This is a genomic window from Parasphingorhabdus sp. DH2-15 (assembly GCF_051668705.1).
Taxonomy (GTDB): domain Bacteria; phylum Pseudomonadota; class Alphaproteobacteria; order Sphingomonadales; family Sphingomonadaceae; genus Alterisphingorhabdus.
In genome coordinates, this window is record NZ_CP196351.1 from 540,115 (window position 1) to 561,858 (window position 21,744).

21 protein-coding genes are annotated in these 21,744 nt (G+C 51.9%); 6 read left to right on the plus strand and 15 right to left on the minus strand.

All coding sequences use genetic code 11. The annotated features are described in order from the left end of the window. Positions 1-98: 98 nt before the first annotated feature. From ACR9YC_RS02525 to ACR9YC_RS02560, 8 genes are all read right to left on the minus strand, one after another. Positions 99-713: a uracil-DNA glycosylase family protein gene (locus tag ACR9YC_RS02525; protein WP_438729412.1), complete on the minus strand. Its 615-nt coding sequence runs from the start codon at positions 711-713 to the stop codon at positions 99-101. A 9-nt stretch (positions 714-722) separates the two neighbouring features. Next, positions 723-2,075 (minus strand): M28 family metallopeptidase, encoded by a 1,353-nt coding sequence (locus ACR9YC_RS02530; protein ID WP_438731549.1) that lies wholly within the window; start codon positions 2,073-2,075, stop codon positions 723-725. Positions 2,076-2,177: 102 nt separating this feature from the next. Then, positions 2,178-2,948 (minus strand): metallophosphoesterase family protein, encoded by a 771-nt coding sequence (locus ACR9YC_RS02535; RefSeq protein ID WP_438729415.1) that lies wholly within the window; start codon positions 2,946-2,948, stop codon positions 2,178-2,180. Positions 2,949-3,025: 77 nt separating this feature from the next. Next, positions 3,026-4,216: a saccharopine dehydrogenase family protein gene (locus ACR9YC_RS02540; RefSeq protein WP_438729418.1), complete on the minus strand. Its 1,191-nt coding sequence runs from the start codon at positions 4,214-4,216 to the stop codon at positions 3,026-3,028. A gap of 115 nt (positions 4,217-4,331) precedes the next feature. Next, entirely contained in the window at positions 4,332-4,886 is a 555-nt protein-coding gene (dcd, locus tag ACR9YC_RS02545; RefSeq protein WP_438729421.1) for a dCTP deaminase, read from the minus strand. A gap of 32 nt (positions 4,887-4,918) precedes the next feature. Next, positions 4,919-5,365, minus strand: coding sequence for a cytidine deaminase (locus ACR9YC_RS02550; RefSeq protein ID WP_438729424.1), 447 nt, complete (start codon positions 5,363-5,365; stop codon positions 4,919-4,921). Next, entirely contained in the window at positions 5,362-6,075 is a 714-nt protein-coding gene (locus ACR9YC_RS02555; RefSeq protein WP_438729427.1) for a glycoside hydrolase family 25 protein, read from the minus strand. Before ACR9YC_RS02555 ends, ACR9YC_RS02550 begins: the two co-directional genes overlap by 4 nt. 96 nt (positions 6,076-6,171) lie before the next feature. Then, entirely contained in the window at positions 6,172-6,654 is a 483-nt protein-coding gene (locus tag ACR9YC_RS02560) for a UPF0262 family protein (RefSeq protein ID WP_438729429.1), read from the minus strand. Positions 6,655-6,834: 180 nt separating this feature from the next. Here ACR9YC_RS02560 and ACR9YC_RS02565 point away from each other — a divergent pair, with 180 nt between their 5' ends. Continuing rightward, positions 6,835-8,340, plus strand: a complete 1,506-nt coding sequence (locus tag ACR9YC_RS02565) for a replicative DNA helicase (protein WP_438731552.1) — start codon at positions 6,835-6,837, stop codon at positions 8,338-8,340. A 164-nt stretch (positions 8,341-8,504) separates the two neighbouring features. Here ACR9YC_RS02565 and ACR9YC_RS02570 read toward each other — a convergent pair whose 3' ends face one another. From ACR9YC_RS02570 to ACR9YC_RS02600, 7 genes are all read right to left on the minus strand, one after another. Then, positions 8,505-9,326: a phosphoadenylyl-sulfate reductase gene (locus ACR9YC_RS02570; RefSeq protein WP_438729431.1), complete on the minus strand. Its 822-nt coding sequence runs from the start codon at positions 9,324-9,326 to the stop codon at positions 8,505-8,507. Continuing rightward, positions 9,319-9,747 carry a DUF934 domain-containing protein gene (locus tag ACR9YC_RS02575; protein WP_438729433.1) on the minus strand — a complete coding sequence of 143 codons (429 nt, stop codon included), beginning with the start codon at positions 9,745-9,747 and terminating at the stop codon, positions 9,319-9,321. The genes ACR9YC_RS02570 and ACR9YC_RS02575 overlap by 8 nt, the downstream gene beginning before the upstream one ends. Next, positions 9,740-11,374 (minus strand): nitrite/sulfite reductase, encoded by a 1,635-nt coding sequence (locus ACR9YC_RS02580; RefSeq protein WP_438729436.1) that lies wholly within the window; start codon positions 11,372-11,374, stop codon positions 9,740-9,742. The genes ACR9YC_RS02575 and ACR9YC_RS02580 overlap by 8 nt, the downstream gene beginning before the upstream one ends. Positions 11,375-11,381: 7 nt before the next feature. Continuing rightward, on the minus strand, positions 11,382-11,672 hold the full coding sequence (locus tag ACR9YC_RS02585) for a DUF2849 domain-containing protein (protein ID WP_438729438.1): 291 nt from the start codon (positions 11,670-11,672) through the stop codon (positions 11,382-11,384). Further along, a complete protein-coding gene (gene cobA, locus ACR9YC_RS02590; protein ID WP_438729440.1) occupies positions 11,669-12,559 on the minus strand; it encodes a uroporphyrinogen-III C-methyltransferase in 891 nt (296 codons plus the stop codon). Before cobA ends, ACR9YC_RS02585 begins: the two co-directional genes overlap by 4 nt. A gap of 104 nt (positions 12,560-12,663) precedes the next feature. Next, positions 12,664-14,088 carry a succinylglutamate-semialdehyde dehydrogenase gene (gene astD / locus ACR9YC_RS02595; protein WP_438729443.1) on the minus strand — a complete coding sequence of 475 codons (1,425 nt, stop codon included), beginning with the start codon at positions 14,086-14,088 and terminating at the stop codon, positions 12,664-12,666. A 126-nt stretch (positions 14,089-14,214) separates the two neighbouring features. Beyond that, complete coding sequence (locus tag ACR9YC_RS02600; protein WP_438729446.1) at positions 14,215-15,666, minus strand: protein adenylyltransferase SelO family protein; 1,452 nt, start codon at positions 15,664-15,666, stop codon at positions 14,215-14,217. A 50-nt stretch (positions 15,667-15,716) separates the two neighbouring features. Between ACR9YC_RS02600 and ACR9YC_RS02605 the strand changes: the two genes are divergently transcribed. The 5 genes from ACR9YC_RS02605 to der all read left to right on the plus strand — a co-directional run bounded on the left by ACR9YC_RS02605 (position 15,717) and on the right by der (position 21,695). Continuing rightward, positions 15,717-16,598 (plus strand): alpha/beta fold hydrolase, encoded by an 882-nt coding sequence (locus tag ACR9YC_RS02605; RefSeq protein WP_438731555.1) that lies wholly within the window; start codon positions 15,717-15,719, stop codon positions 16,596-16,598. Continuing rightward, the gene (locus tag ACR9YC_RS02610; RefSeq protein WP_438729448.1) at positions 16,595-17,734 is read left to right on the plus strand and encodes a glycosyltransferase family 4 protein; all 1,140 of its coding nucleotides are present in this window, start codon (positions 16,595-16,597) and stop codon (positions 17,732-17,734) included. Before ACR9YC_RS02605 ends, ACR9YC_RS02610 begins: the two co-directional genes overlap by 4 nt. 203 nt (positions 17,735-17,937) lie before the next feature. Continuing rightward, on the plus strand, positions 17,938-18,726 hold the full coding sequence (locus ACR9YC_RS02615; protein ID WP_438729450.1) for a tetratricopeptide repeat protein: 789 nt from the start codon (positions 17,938-17,940) through the stop codon (positions 18,724-18,726). A gap of 94 nt (positions 18,727-18,820) precedes the next feature. Continuing rightward, positions 18,821-20,170, plus strand: coding sequence for an outer membrane protein assembly factor BamB family protein (locus tag ACR9YC_RS02620; protein ID WP_438729453.1), 1,350 nt, complete (start codon positions 18,821-18,823; stop codon positions 20,168-20,170). A gap of 82 nt (positions 20,171-20,252) precedes the next feature. After that, positions 20,253-21,695, plus strand: a complete 1,443-nt coding sequence (der, locus tag ACR9YC_RS02625; protein ID WP_438729455.1) for a ribosome biogenesis GTPase Der — start codon at positions 20,253-20,255, stop codon at positions 21,693-21,695. Positions 21,696-21,744 lie beyond the last annotated feature (49 nt).

The window sequence follows — 21,744 nt, forward strand, 5'->3', positions numbered from 1 at the left end:
CGTCTGATATGTTCCTAACCTAACAAGGTCATCAAAAAGGCTGGTCATGATTTTGACCGGCCTTTTTATTGCGTATCGCATGCGCTTTGGTACAGCTCTCACCCTATCAAAGTTTGTACGCGCTCTTGCAATGAAGGCAGGACATCTTCCCCAAACCAAGGGTTGCGCTTCAGCCAGATATTGTTGCGCGGGCTGGGGTGCGGCAGGGGCAATATATCGGGCCAATATTCCCGCCAATTTTGCACCGTTTTGGTTAGCGTTTCTTTTGGGCGATCGGGCATGTGCCAATCCATCGCATATTGCCCAATGACCAATGTCAGACCGATATCGGGCAGGCTATTCAAAGCACGGTTGCGCCATTGTGCTGCACATTCCGGGCGCGGCGGCAGGTCACCGCTTTTGCCTGTGCCGGGGAAGCAGAACCCCATGGGTATGATCGCGAAAATGTCGGGGTTATAAAAAGCCTCTCTGTCAACGCCCAGCCACTCGCGCAGCCGGTTGCCGGACGGATCGTCAAAGGGGATACCTTTTTCATGCGTAATGCGCCCTGGTGCTTGTCCGGCGATCAGAATGCGAGAGCGTTTGTTGAACTGGAAGATTGGTTTGGCACCCAAAGGCAACGGCTCACAAATTGTACATGCCCGTATTTCATTGCTCAAAGCCTCGATAGAGGAAGTGTCGTTATCCAGAAATTTTGGAGATTTTTGGTCCATATCTCTCACTCAACGGTTACGTTGCGGCAAGCCAGCAAAGGTGATGATGCTTTCCGCACCATTATTACCTATTGCAGCCACGCCAACAAAATAGTCGTCAACAATCACCCCGGGCAGTGTTAGCTCTTTGGCATTAGCGCTAGTAACCTGTGAATCTGTCCAATCACGCATATCATTGCGACGCCAATACACTTTATAGCCTGCTGCGTCATCAACAGGCTCCCAGTTTATAGTCGTATCGGTTGATACCGCGCCTGCCAATGATGCTGATCTTGGTGCAGTGGGCGCCGTTGCCAGTTCACGTGCAAGTGCCACATTCAAATTGGTGACTTTGGCGAGATAATCAAAGTCCATCTCGTCAATGGTATCGCCATATTTGCGGCCATCTTCGGTGCGCAGATCCTGATGTTGATGGTCATAATTCTCCACTCCGACGGTGAAGCGTATCGCTGGATAACCGACTTGCAAAGCGGGTAGATGGTCACCGCCACGCCGGAAGCGGTCGGGCCGACGTACGCCAAATACATTCAGGCCAATATGTGGGTTCGCTTTGGCGATGCGTGCCGCCGAACGCATCAATGCGCGTGAAGGCCCGTCATCCTCTGCGCCGCTGCCACGTCTTTGCAAAGCCTCAGCAAGCGATTCTGAAGAACGAATACCTTCTGAAAAAACCCGCACACGGTCATCGACAATGCGGCCATCCTGACCGACAGAATTGCCGACAATATCATTGTTCAGCAATGCCCGGACGCGCCATCCACGGGCCTTTGCTGTGTCGGCTAAGATACGACCACCCCATAGCCCTTGCTCTTCACCGGACAGCAGTGCGTAGATGATTGTTGGGCCGAATTTTTCTTTGCTCAATATGCGGGCGGCTTCCAATACCAAGGCAGTGCCGGAACCATCATCATTTGCGCCTGGTGCGTCGCTAGTGGCATCGAGCGGGTCGCTGACGCGGCTGTCAATATGTGCCGACAGGATGATGATATCGTCAGGATCACCGCTCCCGCGCTGAATGCCCAGAACATCAACCACATTAACGCCGTCAGGCGCACGCGGGCCAAAGAAACGTCGGTCCAGTCGTTCGACAGTGATACAGCCGCCACATTGGGATGCTATTTGCTCAAATTCGGATGCGGCCCAGCGTCGTGCCGCACCAATACCGCGGGTTGGATTATCAACATCTGATAACGTGTGACGTGTCCCAAAACCAACAAGCCTCTCCACCAATGTGCGCAAATGCGCAGCATCGGCATTGCTTTTTTGATCATCAGCAATGGCGTTCGGCGTCATGCAGATAGCGGCAATAGCTGTGGTGATAGAGGCCGTGATCAGGGCGAATTTATGGATGGTTTTTTGCATGGCGGAATATTGACCGACCGTGCCGTGAAAGGCAATGATAACTATCAATAAACAAGGATAATGGACGCTGGGGCGATGATTATTTGTTTATGTATTATCTGCTTATGACAGTGGCAGTGTCTGCACGTACCAGCGTTCAGTGCCTTCAAGGCCGATAGCTGTCAGCCGATCAGTCAAATAGGCACCGGTATCAATGCCAATCCGGTTGCGCTGGCTATCAATATCTTCACTGATCGTATGCCCGTGAATGACAAATTTTTCATGACGGCGCTCATAAGAGATGAAATCTTCTCTGATCCAGCGCATGTCTTTGCGGCTCTGTTCCGCCAGTGGCACTTTGGGGCGGATACCCGCATGAACAAAAACATAATCGCCAAAAACGATCTGATCCTCAAACGTAGACAGAAACTCCATATGCTCTGCCGGGAACAGGTCGGGAAGCAGCTCCGCCAGCTCATCAATCTCCATATTGCGGTAACGGGCCAATGGCACGCCATAGCTTAATATGGTTTCGCGTCCGCCTATGCGGCAGAAGAAGCGAACCATTGAAGGGTCTCCGCTATATGCGCCCACCATGACCTCTTCATGATTGCCAGTGAGGAAGCGCACTTTGTCACTCGCTTTGGCAAGGGATAATGCGGTATCGATAACGCCTTTGCTATCTGGCCCGCGATCAACAAGGTCCCCTAGAAAGATCAGATGTGTATCTGCTGGCCCACGTTTGGCGTCATCTTCATCAACCATGGTCAGCAATTTGAGCAGCAAATCCTGCCGCCCGTGAATATCGCCAATAGCATAAACACGCTGGCCAGCAGGAACAGCAGGGGGCGGGGCTTCTTGATCCCGCTTTTTGGAGAAGAAAGACTTTATCATAAGAATAACTAAAGCTGTCCGGCTAACAATGCGCTGGCCGGGATTAAGGCAGGTTTAACGCCCCAAATGCTCGATACTCAGCTTTCTACCGTGAAAGTAAGGCCGGCATTGGCTTCAAGGCGTTGCACCAGTTTTTCACCCAGCAATGATGCCGGGGTATATACACCGCCAGTGCTTTGCGGAACATCGCGCAGCAGACACATAGCCGTTTCGGCTATCATCTTGGATGTCGAACCATAGCCGGGATCTCTATCACCTTTGACCGATAGGATAGCGCCGTTGCCATCTTCATATTCGGCGAAGAAAACCGCATCATAAAAACCATTTTCGCGTTCTTCTTTGCTAGGGCCTTCGCCCGGTGCAGGTGTTTTATCATTGCTACCAAAACTGGGATTAGCGGCCAGTTGCTTGGCCAGCTCTTCGCCTTTTTCGCCCGGCCCGGTCATCACCATTTCGTCATAGACAAAATTTTCGCCATATGCATGGCCAAGCAATGTGTTGGTCCGGTGAACATTTTTGGTGTTAATCGGTGCCATGACAAAGGGCGCGTTCCAGCTTTGCAGCTTGTCATCATATTGTGGTTTATCGCCACGCGGTTGCTCAGGCCCGTTAAAACCTTCGGTTAGCATGAACGGGCTCATCAGCTTGGCAATCAGGCTGGGGTCTTTTGCAGCTGCTTTTGCCACTTCCTGCATCGAGGCAACGGTTCCACCAGAGGCCGCCCCCTGCATGCCGCGCATGCGCCCTTTAATGCGCGGAGCGGGCGCGCCGAATTTTTCTTTGCAATGTTGCTGGGCCATATAAACGCCCAGATCGAAAGGAATGGAGTCAAACCCAGCTGAGCAGACGATGCGGGCACCGCTGTCTTTGGCCTGATCGTTATTGGCTTCAATCTGGTCCAGAATGAAATTTGGCTCACCGGCCAGATCGCAATAATCCGTGCCATTACGTGCACAGGCTGCAACCAGTTCATTGCCATAAAGAACATAAGGACCAACCGTTGAGATAACGACCTTGGTTGATTTCGTCATTGCCTCCAGAGAGGTCGGGTCATTAGCATCAGCAACCACCAAAGGTGTATCAGCCGGCGCGCCAATTTCATCGCGGACACTTTCCAGCTTTTCCTGCGACCTGCCGGCCATAGCCCATTTGGGTGCGTCATCCTTACCGGCATATTGCTGGGATAAATATTCCGCCACCAGACGACCGGTAAAGCCGGTGGCTCCATAGACCATGATGTCAAATTCGCGATTGGCTTTGTCTGTCATGTTCTCAGGCTCCTAATTATCATTATAGCTATAAATACATTCTTCCACTCGCATATGCGCCCTTTTGCCAGTTTTGCAAGAGATAGGGCTGTGTGGGGATGTTAGATTATGTGACTTATAATTTGGGTAGGGTGACGCCTTTTTGCCCCATATATTTGCCTGCGCGATCTGCATAGCTGACCTCGCATGGCTCATTGCCCTGCAAAAAGAGGAACTGACATGCGCCCTCATTGGCATAGATTTTCGCGGGCAATGGCGTTGTGTTGGAAAATTCCAGTGTCACATGGCCTTCCCAACCGGGTTCCAAGGGGGTGACATTCACAATGATGCCGCAGCGGGCATAGGTTGATTTGCCCAAGCAGATAACCAGAACATCCTTTGGAACACGAAAATATTCGACTGTCCGCGCCAATGCGAAGCTATTGGGCGGGATAATGCAGCAATCCGTCTTTTTGTCGACAAAGCTGGTCGATGCAAAATCCTTCGGATCGACCACGGCGCTTTCAATATTGGTGAATATCTTAAATTCGTCAGAAACCCGGGCATCATATCCATAAGAGGAAAGACCATAGCTGATACAGCCATCGCGCTGTTGGCGATCAACAAAGGGTTCGATCATCCCGGTTTCTAATGCTGTTTCGCGTATCCAGCGATCCGATAAAATTGCCATGATAAATTTCCAGTTTGAACCGATTTAACCGGTTAGTTGTCAAGATTGGCTGGGCCAAATGCGGCTGGCAAGAGCGCGGAAAGGCTATATTGTGTATAACCGCCCTCATGCCCGCAATAGACTTGCGGATCAGTATTGCCCAATTGTGCGACCTCGTTGATCATCTGGCGGCAGCGACCACAGGGAGTGATGGCATGGGCATTGGGTGATATTTTGCCGTTTTGGAGCGGGCCACCATGGACAGCAACGGCTACTAAACCCGATCGTAAGCCCCGATGATTGGCATCAACAATCGCGTTAGTCTCCGCGCATAATGACAGGCCATAGCTAGCATTCTCAAAATTACAGCCAGTAACAACCGTGCCATCATCAAATAACAAGGCCGCGCCGACATGGAATTGCGAATAAGGCGCATAAGCCTGATGGGACGCACGCAATGCCTGATCCAAAAGCTCTTCTGGATTTATGAGAGAGGTCATTGTGCGCTTTCCTGATTTTGGCTCTGATTTTGCCCCTGATCTTCTGATTGTCTGATGACAACATGCTCAACCGGTTGGTCAACGCCTTCCATCGCATGATTATCATTGTCTGACCACATGACCCAGGCTTTGCTGGCATAATCGGGGGGGAAGAAATTGCCTTCCAGCCATATATCACGGCCAATATCGGCACTGATGCGATAGCTATCCTCAAACTCGCGGGAAATGCGTATAATGGCGCGCTTGCCACTATGGGTTTCAATCTGGTTGAGAAAAGTTGTCAGCTCACTCAGCACCAATGCGCGGGCAGGGCGATCTTCGCACCCCTCTTCAAAGGCCAGATATACGGCTGGAGGCAGCACTTTGGGGCGGCGGGGCACGGTGGTGACAAAATTCTCTGACTGATCGGTGGCAAGCCTGCACAGGCTGTAATGATGCAGTGCGCCAAAGCCTATCTTGGCTTTTTCCGCCTCTGCAAAATTCTGACCAAATGCCGGATCGCGATAATCGGAACTGCGCGTCGCCAGCATATAGGCGAAGTTGATATTCAGCGCGGCCATGCTAGGCCAGCTAACAGTGCCATTATCCGCAGATATAGCGATGCCCTGGAGCGGATATTGATCGCGCGGCGCCGTCCAGCTGCGGGAAAAGCTGAACGCTGCCCATGCCAGCAGGCCAAGGACAACCACAACCACCAACAAGCCGGTCAAAACTCCTGATCTTTTTCCCCCGTTTCGCGCCAATATCTGTTCCCGTTCTTTCAATGATGCTGTGATTCGTGAAACCCGCTTTCACCAATAGCCGTTTTAGCCTTTGATATGCAGTACGCAAATAAGGGTAAAAAGACGTCTTGCGGTGGGGAAATCAACGGCAATTTTGCCTTCAAGCCGCTCCATAAGCAGTTCGGCAGCCTGATTGTGCACACCGCGGCGCGCCATATCTATGGTTTCAATCTCTTGTGAGGTTGCTTGGCGGATGGCCTGATAATAGCTGTCGCAAATGGCGAAATAATCGCGAATAGGTCTGCGGAACCTGCCCAAGGCCAAGATAATGGTTTCCAATGGCGTTTTGTCCTCGCGGCCAATGTCCATCACCAAGCGTCCCTCTGTAACAGAGAGTTTGAGCGAGTAAGGACCATCGCACACTGCGCACCGTTCGCTAAGCGGCTGGAAACTATTGTCTTCGATCAGATCATAGATGGCAATACGACGCTCCTGCTCAATATCGGCATTGCGCCAGACAATTGTCTGCTCATCCAGTTCGATATGTGTGATGCGATAGTCGGCCATAGTCTGTGGGCATCGCCTATCGGGGAGGGTTCGGCAAGCCTAAAAAGGTCAAGCTATAGTTTTGCGCCTTATCCACAATCGTCTTTTATCGTCGCTGCGGTTGCACCAGCATATTGGGCGGCGCATAGGGTGGCTATGGCTACTATATTTACCCCTGATAATGATTCCCTAAGCATGGATATGGCTGGTAATGATGCCGCTGTCGGCAATGCCGATAAAGCGCAGAGCCTGCCGCACAATATAGATGCGGAAGTTGCTTTTCTGGGCGCCATGCTAATTGATAATCGCGTGTCGGAAGATATTAGCATTCCGCTACGAGCCGAGCATTTTTTTGAACCGCTGCATGGCCGTATTTACGACCGTATAATGAAGCTGTTGGATCGCAATCTTGTGGTGACCCCGGTCACGCTCAAGCCATTTTTCGAAAGCGATGAGACGCTGCAACAGGTGGGCGGTTTGGGCTATCTGGCCAAGTTGACCGCTGACAGCGCAGGTTTGATTGGCGCACGCGACTTTGCGCAACAAATTTATGATCTCGCTTTGTTGAGAGAATTGATCACGGTCGGGCGGACTTTGGTCAATGACGCTATGGACACAAGCGAAAGCGTTGACCCTAAGGCGCAGGTGGAAAATGCCGAAGCGGCGCTCTATTCTGTGATGGAGGGTGAAGGCGATAGCAGCGGTGCCGTTGATTTTGGCCGCGCCACATTGGTTGCGGTCGAAATGGCGCAAAAGGCTTTTAACTCTGGCGGTCATTTGTCAGGTGTGACCACCGGTCTTGATAATGTGAATGAGAAGATTGGCGGCTTGCACAATAGTGATTTGCTGATTTTGGCTGGACGTCCAGGCATGGGTAAGACCGCATTGGCAACCAATTTTGCCTTTAACGCAGCGCAGCGCTGGCGGCGTGAGGAAGAGGACGGCATTGAAGAAAAGCAGCGCGTGGGCGCTAAAACGGCTTTCTTCTCGCTGGAAATGTCGGCGGACCAGTTGGCCACGCGTATTTTGGCGCAAGAATCGGGCATATCTTCCGAAGCGCTGCGCATGGGCAAAATCAGCCGCGAAGATTTCCAGAATTTAAGCCGAGCCAGCCAGGATTTGCAGGATCTTCCGCTGTTCATTGATGATACGCCAGCGCTGACCATTGCGGCCTTGCGGACCCGCGCACGGCGGCTCAAGCGGCGGCATGGCATTGGCCTAATTGTGGTCGATTATCTTCAGCTTTTGCAAGGTACAGGGCGTGCCAGCGATAACCGTGTTAATGAGATTTCGGAGATTAGCCGAGGGCTCAAGACACTGGCCAAAGAGCTACAAGTGCCCGTATTGGCGCTGTCACAGCTTAGCCGTGCGGTCGAACAGCGCGAAGACAAAACGCCGCAACTTTCTGACTTGCGTGAATCCGGCTCGATTGAGCAAGACGCGGATATGGTGCTGTTCGTTTATCGTGAAGATTATTATGTGCAGTCAAAAGAGCCCAAAACACCGCAAGAGGGTGATGATCAATCCATCCATGATGCCCATGCGCAATGGGCGATGCAAATGGAGCGCGTTTACGGCCTTGCTGAATTGGTGGTCGCCAAATCACGGCATGGCTCAACTGGCAAAGTGCGCATGAAATTCGAAGCCAAAATCACCAAATTTACCGATCTTGCGGATGATGCCTATGGCACGCCGGATTATGAGTAATCGGGTTCAGAATTCTGCGTTTTGAGAGCTAGACTAAACAGATATATAAATACCGCTAGCCCTGAGCCTGTTGAAGGGCGTCTTCCAGTATTGCGCCAAGTTGGCAAACAGGCTTCGATAAGCTCTGCCCTAATGGCTTAGTTAGACGCGGTATTCAGTGCCGATCAGAAAATCGGATCGTTGGCGCCGTCGTCACTCTCTGTACCGGGGATTGGAGAGACAGCATCCTCAACAGGTGAATGGATGCCGCATTCGGTCTTGTCCCAGCCTTTCCAGCGGCCCGAACGTGGGTCTTCGCCGGGCGCAACTTTGCTGGTGCAAGGTGCACAGCCGATTGATGGATAGTCCTGCGCGACCAAGGGATGGCGCGGCAGATCATGGTCTGCAAGATAGGCTTCCAAATCCTCAGCAGTCCAATTGGCCAGCGGGTTGATTTTCAACCGGCCCTGCGCATCGCTATTGTCCATCTCAAAACGCGGTAAGCCGATGCGTGTGCTGGCCTGATGGCCTTTGCGGCCCGTTATGGAGGCATCATAGCCTGCCAGTGCTTTGGCAAGCGGAATGACCTTGCGGATTTCGCAGCAGCCATCAGGATCGTAAGACCAGCGAAGCCCACTCTCATCTTTTTGGTGCACAGTCTGTTCTTCAGGCGTTAAAATAATTACATTGGTCAGGCCAAGATGCGCCGACAATGTGTCACGATAAGCAATTGTCTCTGGAAAATGCTTGCCGGTATCGAGGAAAAGTACAGGCGTCGCTGGATCAATCTGTGCGATAAGATGCAGCAATACCGCAGATTCCGCACCGAAGGATGAGACAACCGCTAGCTCGCCCACCATGCTATCCTTGATAACGGAGCGTAGCATCTCTTGCGTTTCACTGCCGCGGAATAACCGGTTAAGGCGCACGGCGTCGCTTTCGCTAAAGCGCGGACCGACATCAATTTTGTCGATCATGCGGTTTCTTGATGAGGCAGGTTCAGCCATGCCGTTTTGCCCAGATTGGCGTGCGTGCATCAACAGTCTTTTGGTAAACATCATCCCAAGTGGCAAAGGCCGTCTTGGCGGCGTTTTCGTCCAAGGGTGTGCTAGGGGCAAAGCTGTCAAAGCCGCAGCGCCGCATATTGTTCAGCTGGTCGATAAGAACATCACCGCTGGCGCGCAATTCGCCTTCATAACCGGCTTCTCTCAAGATGCGCGCTGATGAATAGCCGCGTCCGTCCCCGAAAGCGGGGAAGCTGATATCTATCATCGCCAATTGGCCCAAATGAGGCAAAAGACTGCGAGCATCATCGCCCGGTTCGATGCGTACAGCGATGGCATTGCTGGCCTCACCAAAATCGGCAAAGGCAATCGGAGCGTCGCTGCAAGGTGTGTCTTCACGCAGGTAAAATTGGGGATTAGCCATAAAGCGCCTCCTTAAATGGGGCCATGCCGATGCGGCGATAGGTATCAATGAAGCGTTCGCCGTCTTCACGGGTTTCCAGATAGAGATTGGTGACTGTTTCAACAGCATCGACAATGCCGTCCTCGTCAAATCCCGGGCCAGTGATTTTGGCAAGGCTGGTATCCTCTGCGCCAGAACCGCCGAGCGAAAGCTGGTAATTCTCAAAGCCTTTCTTATCGACGCCCAATATGCCGATATGTCCAGCATGATGGTGGCCACAGGCGTTGATGCAGCCAGAAATTTTCAGCTTTAATTCGCCTAGATCCTGCTGCCTTTTAACATCGGCAAAGCGCTCAGAAATTTTCTGCGCCAGCGGGATGGAACGGGCATTGGCAAGGCTGCAATAATCAAGGCCCGGGCAAGCGATCATATCGCTGACCAGATCGAGATTGGCAGGAGCCAGACCAGCAGCATCAAGCTGTTGCCACAAGGCATAAAGGTCCGCCTTTTTGACATGCGGCAACACAATATTCTGTGAGTGTGTAACACGCAGCTCATCAAAGCTATATTGCTCCGCCAGATCGGCCATCAGGTCAATTTGGTCAGAACTTGCGTCCCCTGGAATACCGCCGGTCGGCTTCAGGCTGATTGTTGCAATGGCATAGCCAGATTGTTTGTGCGCATGGGTGTTTTGCTCCACCCAGATGCGAAAGTCAGGGTCTGACATATCCAGATCATCGGGAGCATTTTGATCGAAATCAGGATCGGCAAAATAGGTACCAATCCGCTCCAGTTCAGCCACGGGCGGATTAAGGCCCAATGTCTTCATATGGGCGAATTCTTCTTCGACCTGACGGGTATATTCGTCCTTGCCCAGTTCATGCACGAGGATTTTGATACGCGCCTTATATTTGTTATCGCGGCGGCCATAGCGGTTATACACGCGCAAACAGGCCTCTGCATAATGGATCAGTTCATCGGCAGGGACAAAGTCGCGAATCTCTGGCGCGATCATCGGCGTGCGGCCCATGCCGCCGCCCACATAGAATTTGGCGCCCAGTTCGCCAGCATCATTATGCACCAGCTGGATGCCGATATCATGCAGGCGCATCGCGGCACGATCTTCTTCAGAGGCTATTACAGCGATTTTGAATTTGCGCGGCAAATAGCTGAATTCCGGGTGGAAACTCGACCATTGGCGCAGCAATTCAGCCCAAGGGCGCGGATCGGCAATTTCATCGGCTGCGGCACCGGCAAACTGATCCGATGAGATGTTGCGGATACAATTGCCGCTAGTTTGGATTGCGTGCATTTCAACAGTGGCCAGATCGGCCAGAATGTCAGGCGCATCCTCCAGCTTGATCCAGTTATATTGAATATTCTGGCGCGTCGTGAAATGGCCATAATCACGGTCATATTTGCGGCCAATATGGCCGAGCATGCGCATCTGCTTTGCGCTTAATGTGCCATAAGGGATAGCAACACGCAGCATATAAGCATGAAGTTGCAGATACAGGCCGTTCATTAGCCGTAATGGCTTGAACTGGTCTTCGCTTAGCTCGCCTTTCAGACGCCGCTCACATTGGTCGCGAAATTCAGCGACGCGTGCATCGACCATTGCCTGGTCATATTGGTCATATTGATACATCGGAATGTTACCCTTTCACGATGGGAATATTGGTGTTGATGGCCAGATCGGCACGAACTGTCGGGCCAAAGGCGCGGACGCGGTCTTTAATGTGCAGCGGCATGGGGCCTTGATCGCTTTGCTCACATGGCACGATATAGGGCACGTTGACGCGCATTGCCGCCTCTTCGCGCACTGCGACGGCCTCTGCTTCGTCACCAGCGTCCATGGCATCACCCAAATGACGGGACCATGTTTCGCCGCCGGACCACCAGATGACATCACCGGTTTTGAGGTCATTTCCGGTTACAATTTTCATGCCATTGCTTCCTTAATCATTGCAGGGATTGTGTGTTTAATCTGTTCAAGCCCGTCTTGTGCATCGGCGCGCAGCACAACATCGCCAATCACCAGCAGTGCTGGGCTTTTGATCGCATTGCGTTGGATCATATCAGGTAGATCCGTCAGCAGGGTGCGCAATGCGCGGGCATCGCTGCGGGTTGCATTTTCCAATACTGCCACTGGCATATCCGGCGTGACACCATCATCTATCAGCTTTTCAACGATCGCCTCGGCAGTATGGACACCCATATAGATAACTAATGTGCGACCTTTGCCGGCCAATCCAGCCCATTTCTGTTCGGACAGACCTTTGCATTGGCCTGCAACAAATGTGACAGCGCTGCTGTCTTCGCGGTGGGTAAGCGGCAATAAGGCTTGTGCCGCGCCACCATTGGCTGCGCTGATGCCGGGAATGACTGAAACAGGTACACCTGCAGCGCGGCAATCATCCACCTCTTCACCGCCACGGCCAAAGATGAACGGGTCGCCGCCTTTAAGGCGCACAACATCATGCCCTTTACGAGCTTCTGCGACCAGCAATGCATTAATGCCCTGTTGCGGCACGGTATGGCGGGCGCGCTTTTTGGCGACCGAGATCATACGGCAATGTTCAGGGGCAAGCGCCAAAATAGCATTATCAACCAAGCCGTCATGCACGATTATCTGCGCTGTACTGATTAGGCGCGCGGCCTTGACGGTCAGCAGATCGGGGTCGCCCGGTCCTGCACCGACCAGATAGACATGCCCTATATGGGGCTGAGCACCGGTATTATCGCCGGTTGGGGATTGCTGGTTGTGCGTAGCATTGCGCATGGCCATTACCTTTTGACTGGTCCGCACGATACATTGTGCGATGACACCCATGTGGATGCCATGTGTCGATCAATCAAAATATAATCTTTTGCCGGTCATGAAGAATAACTTCATTGCTGACTATGGGGCAGCTTTAGATCAGCTTTAGCAGCGTATTATTCAAAGTGTGTCTGCGGTGCGGATAAGCCTATGCCGATTGTCGCGCGCGGCTGGTCCACTTCCACAGATGCCACCGGATAAGCACAATAATCAGCGGCATAATATGCGCTTGGCCGATGATTACCTGACAGACCAATACCGCCAAAAGGCGCACCAGAGGATGCGCCATTGGTAGGCCGGTTCCAATTAACAATGCCAGCACGGCTGTTGGCCCAGAACTGATTATAAAGCTCCGGGCTGCCGCCAATCAAGGAAGCGGAGAGGCCAAATCGCGTGTTATTCGCTTCAATTATGGCTTCTTCAAAGCCGCTGACTTTGATCACCTGTAGTAACGGGCCAAACAGCTCAATATCCGGACGCTCTTTCATAGCGGTGACATCGATAATGGCTGGCGTGACAAAGGGCAGGTCGCCTTTCGGGCGTGCCATATGTTTAATGGCTTTGCCGCCACGATTGAGCAGCGCTAGAAAACTCTCGGTCAGGCCATCAGCGACATCGCCATCGATTACTGGTCCCATAAAGGGTTGCGGATCAGCGAATGGTTCATCGATAATCAAACGATCGGTTGTCTTTTTCAGTTCAGAGATCAATTCGTCATACATGGAGTCTTTGACGATCAAACGCCGCGCTGCGGAGCATCTCTGGCCAGCAGTTGTAAATGCCGACTGAATGATGATCGATACCGCATCGGGAATTTTGGGAGTGTCCCAGATCACTAGCGGATTGTTGCCGCCCATTTCCAGCGCGACAATTTTCTGTGGTTGTGAGACCAGAACCTTGTTTATCGCAAGGCCGGTATGGGCAGAACCGGTAAATAAAACCCCGTCGACATCTTTATGTGCGACAAGGCCCTTGCCTTCATTCGGGCCACCAATGACCAGCCGAACAGCATCCGCTGGAATTCCGGCAGCGGCATATAATTCTGCCAGCATAGCGCCGGTTGCAGGTGTTTTCTCTGATGGTTTGAATACCACAGTGTTGCCCGCCAACAGGGCCGGAACAATATGCCCATTGGGCAAGTGGGCTGGGAAGTTATACGGGCCCAGAACTGCCATTACCCCATGCGGTTTGTGCCGCAATGCCATCTTGCCAGATAATGCATTGTCCAAACTGCGTTGCGGCGTGCGTTCGCTATAGGCTTTTATCGAAATATCGACTTTGTTGATGACAGCTTCGACTTCTGTCCGCGATTCCCATAGCGGTTTGCCGGTTTCACTAGAGATACATTTGGCCAGTTCTTCAGACTTTGCCCGCACTTCATTAGCAAAACGGCGCAGCGCTTCTGATCGTTTGGCAAGAGGTTGGCTCGCCCATTGTGGCCAAGCAGCACGCGCTGCGGCGACATCTTCGTCGACATCACTAATGTCACGACGCCAATATTCCTTGCCGGTTGCCGGTTCGTAGGAAATAATTTCGCTCACGGATATTCTTTGTCGACCTCTCTGTGCTTAACGCAGATGGTTAAGCTGAATTCTTCTACAATCAAAGGCTTTATTGCTTTACCATTAGAATCTCAACCTTATCTCACATCTATAATCTAAAAGGGGTTACTTTTTTACAAACCGCCCATAGGCGATTCCCATGGCGCGCAGAGCCGATATTTTGCTGTTTAGCGCAGTCCAATTATCCTGCTCGGCGATGTCGGACCATATTGCCTCAACTTCTTCAATGGCCATGGATTGTGGTTCGGAGTTCTGCCAATAATCATGCTTATCATCACCAGCACTTTTATATTCGCGCAGCTTGCTAAGGAAGTCATTCAGCAGTTTTTCCTCATCGGCTTTTAATTGCGGGATACCTTTTGGTGTGCTGGACTGCGTATCAGACCTGCCCCAGAACCGCGCAAAGAAAAAGAATGCATCAATGGTCATGGTTTCGGTGAGCAGAAATTGCTCTGCCGCCTGCACCAATAGGGCGTCCTTCTCCAGCCCCTGCGGCACGATGTTTAAACGCCAACAAAATTGCTTGGTCAGGGCTATTTGATAGCGAGGGCCGAAGTCATTTAACGCGTCAATGAGCGGTTCGGCCGGGCATATCATGCGTAAAGCTGTGCCCAATTGCCCTAAGTTCCAGTGAAAAGCTTCTGGTTGTCGAGCAAAACAATAAAGGCTTTGCTGGTCAAAATAGGCGGCGGTAAATCCGGGCTGCCAATATTGCGCAAAACGCCAGGGGCCATAGTCAAAGCTCTCGCCAGAAATATTCATATTATCGGTATTCAAAACACCATGAACAAAACCGGCAACCATATAGCTGCCGACCAGTTCAGCCATGCGTTGTGTAACGCCATTGAACAGTGCGCCAGCACATTCGGCGTCGCTTTTTTGGCCAATATCTGTCGCTAGCTCAGGATAATAATGTTGAAGGCAATAGCGAGCCAGTGCTGCCATTCCTGCTTCGTCTTGCAGATAGGCCAAGCGTTGAAATGTGCCAAAGCGGACATGACCATGACTAAGCCGCACCATCACCGCTGAACGGGTGGGGGAGGGTTCATCATTGCGCCATAATTCTTCGTGCGTTTCCACAATGGAGAGGGTGCGACTGGTGTTAATGCCCAGAGCTTCCAGCATTTCTGTCGCCAGATATTCGCGCACCGCCCCTTTTAACGTCAGGCGTCCATCACCGCTGCGGCTCCATGGCGTTGTGCCCGACCCCTTGGTGCCAAGATCCATTAACCGGTCATCTTGGTCCAACATCTGCGCAAACAAAAAACCGCGTCCATCGCCAATCTCAGGATTATAGACGCGGAATTGATGACCGTGATAGCGCATCGCCAAAGGTGTTTCTAAACTGTCGGGTAAAGCCGCGAACCGGCCAAAGTGGTGCAGCCATTGTTCGTTACTTAAATGATCGAGGCCAATTTGCGCTGCTGCACGGTCATTACGCGTACGCAGGGTCAGTTTGGGGAAGTCGGCAGGGGCTACTGGATCAGCCAGTAATTCCTGCAATGCAGTAAAAGTTTTCGTGCCGCGATACGCAGCGCCTTGCGATTGGCTATCCATATGGGCATTAGTGGGGTTACAAAAGGGGCAGTGCAAGTAAGATGGGCCGGATATCAGCATATAAAAATGGCTATTGGTGGTCAAATGACGGCCTGCGTCTGCACTTTAGGGATTATCCTGCGCAGAATCAGGATGCGGCATCCGGCCGACCGCCGATTGTCTGTCTGCCCGGCCTGACCCGCAATGCCCGCGATTTTGAGGATTTGGCCGATCATCTTTCCGAAAATTGGCGCGTCATTTGCGTTGACCTTCGCGGCCGCGGTGAAAGCGCTTATGCCAAAGACCCGCTAAGCTATGTGCCGCTAACTTATGTGCAGGATGTAGAAGCATTATTGGCGCAAGAGGGTGTTGACGAATTTGTTGCCTTTGGCACGTCTCTGGGCGGTATTATCTCTATGCTGCTGGCATCAACCCGGCCCGGCCGGATAAAAGGTCTTTTACTAAATGATATTGGGCCAGAAATTAACCCGCAAGGTTTGGAGCGTATTCGCGGCTATGTCGGCCAAGGACGCAGCTTTGCTACATGGATGCATTCAGCCCGATGGCTGAACGAGGATTTCGCAGAGATTTATCCTGGCTTCACTGTGCATGATTGGTTGACGCTGGCAAAACGCATGATGAAAGTAACCGGCAGTGGGCGTATCGTGTTGGACTATGATATGCGTATTGCCGAGCCATTTGCGATGCCAGGCGGTGAAGCAGGTGTGGATTTATGGCCTGCCTTTGATGCGCTGACTGACATTCCTATGCTGTTAGTGCGTGGCCAGAAGAGCGATCTCCTGACCAACGAGACCGTGGCTCTTATGCAAGAAAAGCAGGCCCAGTTGGATGTGCTGGACATTCCGAACATTGGCCATGCACCAACACTTGATGAGCCGCAAAGCCGCGCCTCTATTGCCGCATTGTTGGCGCGTATTGAGGTAAATTCATGACGAAGACCGTCCGTATATTGCACCTGCATTCGACTTTTGACCATGGCGGTAAAGAGGCGCGCTGCGTACAGCTTATCAATGCCATGGGGCCAAGGGTTCACCATGATATTGTCAGCGCCATCCCAGGAGCCTTGGGTGCGCGCAAAGCAATCAGCCCGCGTTCAAAAGTGCGCTTTCCTGAAAAATTTCCCTCCTTGGAAGGCAAACCGGCAATCACTCGTTATCGCTATTTGGCGATAGCCATGAAGGCATATGATCTGATCCTGACTTATAATTGGGGTTCAATGGATGCGGTTATGGCGCACACGATTTTTGGCCGTTATGAAAAACTGGCGCCGCTTATTCATCATGAAGATGGTTTTAATAGCGATGAGCAGCACCGTTTGAAACGTCGCCGCAATTGGTTCCGTACAGTGGCTCTTTCGCGAAGCGCCGCGTTGGTGGTGCCGTCAAAGCGGTTGGAGCATATTGCGCACACTGCATGGCATCAGCCGAAATCACGGGTGCAGCTTATACCCAATGGCATCGCATTGCAGGATTATAGCAAGAAGCCGCAAAAAGGCGCGATCCCCGGTTTTAAGCCGCGGGCTGATGAAGTGGTTATCGGCACTGTCGCCGGTCTGCGTTCCATCAAAAATATTCCGCGGCTGGTTGAGCTGGTAGCCAAAAGTGCGAGCAAAATACGTCTGGTCATTGTAGGGGAAGGCCCTGAAAAAGAGACCATTGCCGCTCGCGCACAAGAATTGGGCATCGCCGACAGCGTGCTGATGCCGGGCTTTTTGCCCAATCCAGCCAGATATGTTGGGCTGTTCGATATATTTGCCTTGACCTCTGACAGCGAGCAATTCCCTATTTCCCTTATGGAAGCAATGGCGGCTGGCTTGCCGGTTATTGCCACTGATGTGGGCGATGTCGCGCATATGATCAGCAGCGCCAATGGCCCCTATATTGCGCGGCCTGATGATATGGCAGGCTTGCAATCGGCGCTCGATACCTTGGTCGCAGACACGCAATTGCGCGACAAGCTGGGTGCGGCCAATTTGCAAAAAGCCAAGGATGATTTTGATGAGCAAGATATGATTGCACGATATGCCAAGCTTTATAGCGGCATTTCAGGCAAGCCCTTGCTTGATTAGACAATTTCGCTTTTGTAACCATCCACAGAATTTTCCAAAAGCGTTGCGGCTTCATTGACCGTTCAGCGGCGTCTGGACACTATCAACCAAAGAGAATGCAGCAGAATCGATTTTGGCGAAAATAGCGATGGAAAGCATCGGGTTTCGCAGCTAAAGAGCGCAATTAAGCGATTTGCTGACAGATTAAAGAAGAGGATTTTCAGGTGGCGCGCAAACCTACAACGCCCCAGCCCGCAGGCGGCCCATCAAAGGGCCCTAGCGACAAGACCGATACACAGGCCGATATTTTCTCGCGTGAGGTTGATGAAGCCATGCGTGAAGACCAGTTGGCGATGTTCTGGCAAAAATATGGTGTTATCACCATCGGCGTGATCGTTCTGGGTCTGGCCTCTTTTGCAGGTTGGCTGTTTTATCAAAACAGTGTCGAGGAAGCCGCAGGCGTCAAGAGCGAAGAATTTATTTCTGCGCTTGATGCCAATACACGCGGCAATGTTGATGGTGCAATCAACGCTTTACAGCCACTTAAAGATGCTGATCAAGCGGGTTATCGCGCATTGGCAAAAGTCGGTGAAGCTGGCCTTTTGGCGCAGCAAGGCAAGGCTGAAGAGTCCAGAAAAGGTTTTGAAGCCATAGCGGCTGACGACAATGTGCCTCAGGAACTGCGCGATCTTGCAACGATCCGGCGTACTTTATCGGAATTTGATACTTTGGCGCCTGCCGAGGTTATTAAAAGAATGAAGCCATTAGCTGTACCTGGTGAGCCATGGTTTGCCAGTGCTGGTGAAATGGTGGCAATTGCTCATTTGAAAATGGGCAAGCCTGACTTGGCAGGGCCAATATTCGGTGAGCTTGCAAAAGATAAAAGTGTGCCGCCAACCGTGCGTGACAGGGCTAGCCAGATGGCAGGTCTACTCGGCATCGACACAGTGGATATTGAAGAAGGTGACGATGAGAACGCAGAAGCTCCAGTGGCTCCTGCGGTTTCTGAATAAGGCTTCACCGTCATTCGCCCGGGATAGGAATGTGATGGGCGAAATAGGATAAGATCGGGGAGATGCGCATTAAGCGCATATTTTGGGAAAATATATGTTGGTTACGACAAAATTGAATCGGATTATGCTGGCGACATTATGTTCGCTTTCTCTGACATTAGGCGGTTGTAACGCCTTTGGCGGTGATGATGAGAAGGTAAAAGTAACGCCGACCTTTGGCCAGCGCACCAATGTGCTAAGCACAACGGAAACAAGCGCGCAAATTGACCCTGAAATAGCGCAAACAGCAGTGATTGTTCCGCCTGCTGTTCGGAATACAGAATGGTCACAATCCGGCGGCAACGCGTCCAAGAATATCGGCCATGTGGCGCTTGGCGATACACCGGTGCGCGCTTGGAGTGCACAGATTGCTGGATCGTCTTCTCGTGCCCGACTCGCTTCAGCCCCGGTCGCATCCAATGGCCGTGTCTATGTTATTGACACTGACGCGAAGATACACGCTTTTGATCTTGCCAATGGTAGTCGCATCTGGTCAGCCGACTTTTCAGTGAAGGGCGATGGTCGTCCATCAGTCTTTGGCGGCGGCGTGAGCGTTCTTGGTGACCGTCTTTACGCCACAAATGGTGTTGGCGAAGTCGCTGCAATGAATACCAGCAATGGCGAAATCATCTGGCGCGTAAAGCCAGCTGGCCCCCTGCGCGGTTCTCCGACTTTGGCGTTTAATTCTGCTTATGTCATGACGCAGGACAATCAGCTTTTTGCGCTCAATGCTGCCAATGGAGAAGTGTTATGGAGCGAGGCCGCGTCTAACCGTCAAGCAGGCGTGTTTGGCGTTGCAGCACCAGCGGCTGGACAGGCAACTATCATTGCAGGCTTTTCTTCTGGTGAGCTTTCTGCGCACCGGTTTGAAAACGGCACCAATGTCTGGTCAGATGCTTTAGCGCGCACACGGATTTCAACGGCTGTGGCAACATTGTCCGATATTGATGCCGATCCGATTATTGATCAGGGCCGTGTCTATGCGCTGGGTGAGGGTGGCCGCATGGCTGCTTACCAACTAGTGGTCGGCCAACGTATTTGGGAAATCAATATTGCCGGAACTTCAACGCCAGCACTGGGCGGCGAATGGCTGTTTACACTTACAGACGATGCCAAATTGCTGTGCATCGCAAGAACAACTGGCAAGGTACGCTGGATTGCTGAGCTACAGCGCTGGGAGTCGCCCAAGAAAAAGAAAGGTCCTATCCGTTGGGTCGGGCCGCTATTGGCAGGGAATCGATTGATTGTTGCATCATCAAAGGGTGAAATATCATCTGTCTCTCCAGCAGATGGTGCAATCACCACCATGTTTGAGGTTGATAAGCCTGTATCTGTCCCGATGATCGCGGTTGATGGCACGTTGATTATCCTGGATGACAGCGGACGAATTAACGCCTATCGGTAATTTCGCTTTTGCACGCTTTATGTGCATGTAATTTATACTCCGGCTGCTTTGCGATATTGCGGCAGACTGGTAAGGATCACCCATGCTTCCCGAGATTGTCATTGTCGGCCGCCCGAACGTTGGAAAATCGACATTGTTCAACCGTTTGGTTGGCAAGAAGATCGCGCTGGTTGATGACCAGCCCGGCGTAACCCGTGACCGGCGTTTTGGTGAAGCAGACCTGTTGGGCCTGAAATTTCAGATCGTCGATACTGCGGGTTATGAAGATGAGGACGCAGCCAGTCTGCCGGGCAGAATGCGCCAACAGACCGAAGCGGCGGTTGGCTCTGCTGTAGCGGCACTGTTTGTTATTGACGCACGTGCTGGCCTGACCCCATTGGATGAAGAAATTGCACGCTGGCTAAGAGTGAGCAATACGCCTGTGATATTGGTCGCGAACAAGGCGGAAGGCCGGGCTGGAGAAAGCGGTATCATGGAAAGCTATGGCCTTGGCCTTGGCGATCCATTGGCGTTAAGCGCCGAACATGGCGAGGGATTGGCCGATTTGTTCGCTGCGCTGCGCCCGCATATAGAACAAGCTGAAGAAGCATCCGTGCTTGCAGGGGAAGAACTGCTGTCGCAACCAAAGGTCGATGTGGTTATTGCGCCTGATGCTCCTGATATCGAATTTGTGCCGAGCGAAGAAGAGCTAGGCGCGCTGCAATTGGCGGTTGTTGGCCGTCCGAATGCTGGTAAATCTACCCTTATCAATCGCCTTTTGGGTGAAGACAGGCTGATTACCGGACCAGAGGCCGGTATTACACGTGATAGCATTGCGATCGATTGGGAGTGGCAAGATGGTGAAGGCGCGATGCGACCGGTCAAACTTATTGATACTGCTGGCATGCGCAAAAAGGCCAAAGTCACAGATAAACTTGAGAAGCTCTCCGTCGCTGATGCCCGCCGTGCAATAGATTTTGCTGAGGTTGTTGTGCTCCTGCTTGATGCAACCAAAGGTCTGGAAGTGCAAGATCTGAAGATTGCTGATCGTGTATTGCAAGAGGGCCGTGCGTTGATAATCGCCATCAACAAATGGGATGTCGCTGAAGATGCCAGCTATCTTTATAACGGCATAAGAGAGGCTTTGAACGAAGGTTTGGCACAGGTTCGCGGATTGCCCGTTATTACTGTATCAGCCGCAACAGGCAAAGGTCTTGACCAGATGATACAGGCGGCATTCACCGTTCGCCGTTCATGGTCACGGCGGATACCAACGGCGATGCTAAACCGCTGGTTTGATGATGCGTTGGCCAGAACACCGCCACCTGCACCTGGCGGTAAGCGCATTAAATTGCGCTTTATCACACAGGCCAAAATTCGCCCTCCGGGGTTTGTACTTTTTGGTACGCGGCTTGATAGCCTGCCGGAGAGCTATAAGCGTTATCTGATAAATGGGATCCGCCGGGATTTGGGCTTTGATGCTGTGCCGGTGCGGTTAAATCTGCGCTCTCCCAAAAATCCTTATCACAAAAGCCAAGGCAGTTAAGCAAGCTAATTGACTTTAGATGCCATCTTCAACCAACTGTTTACTTATT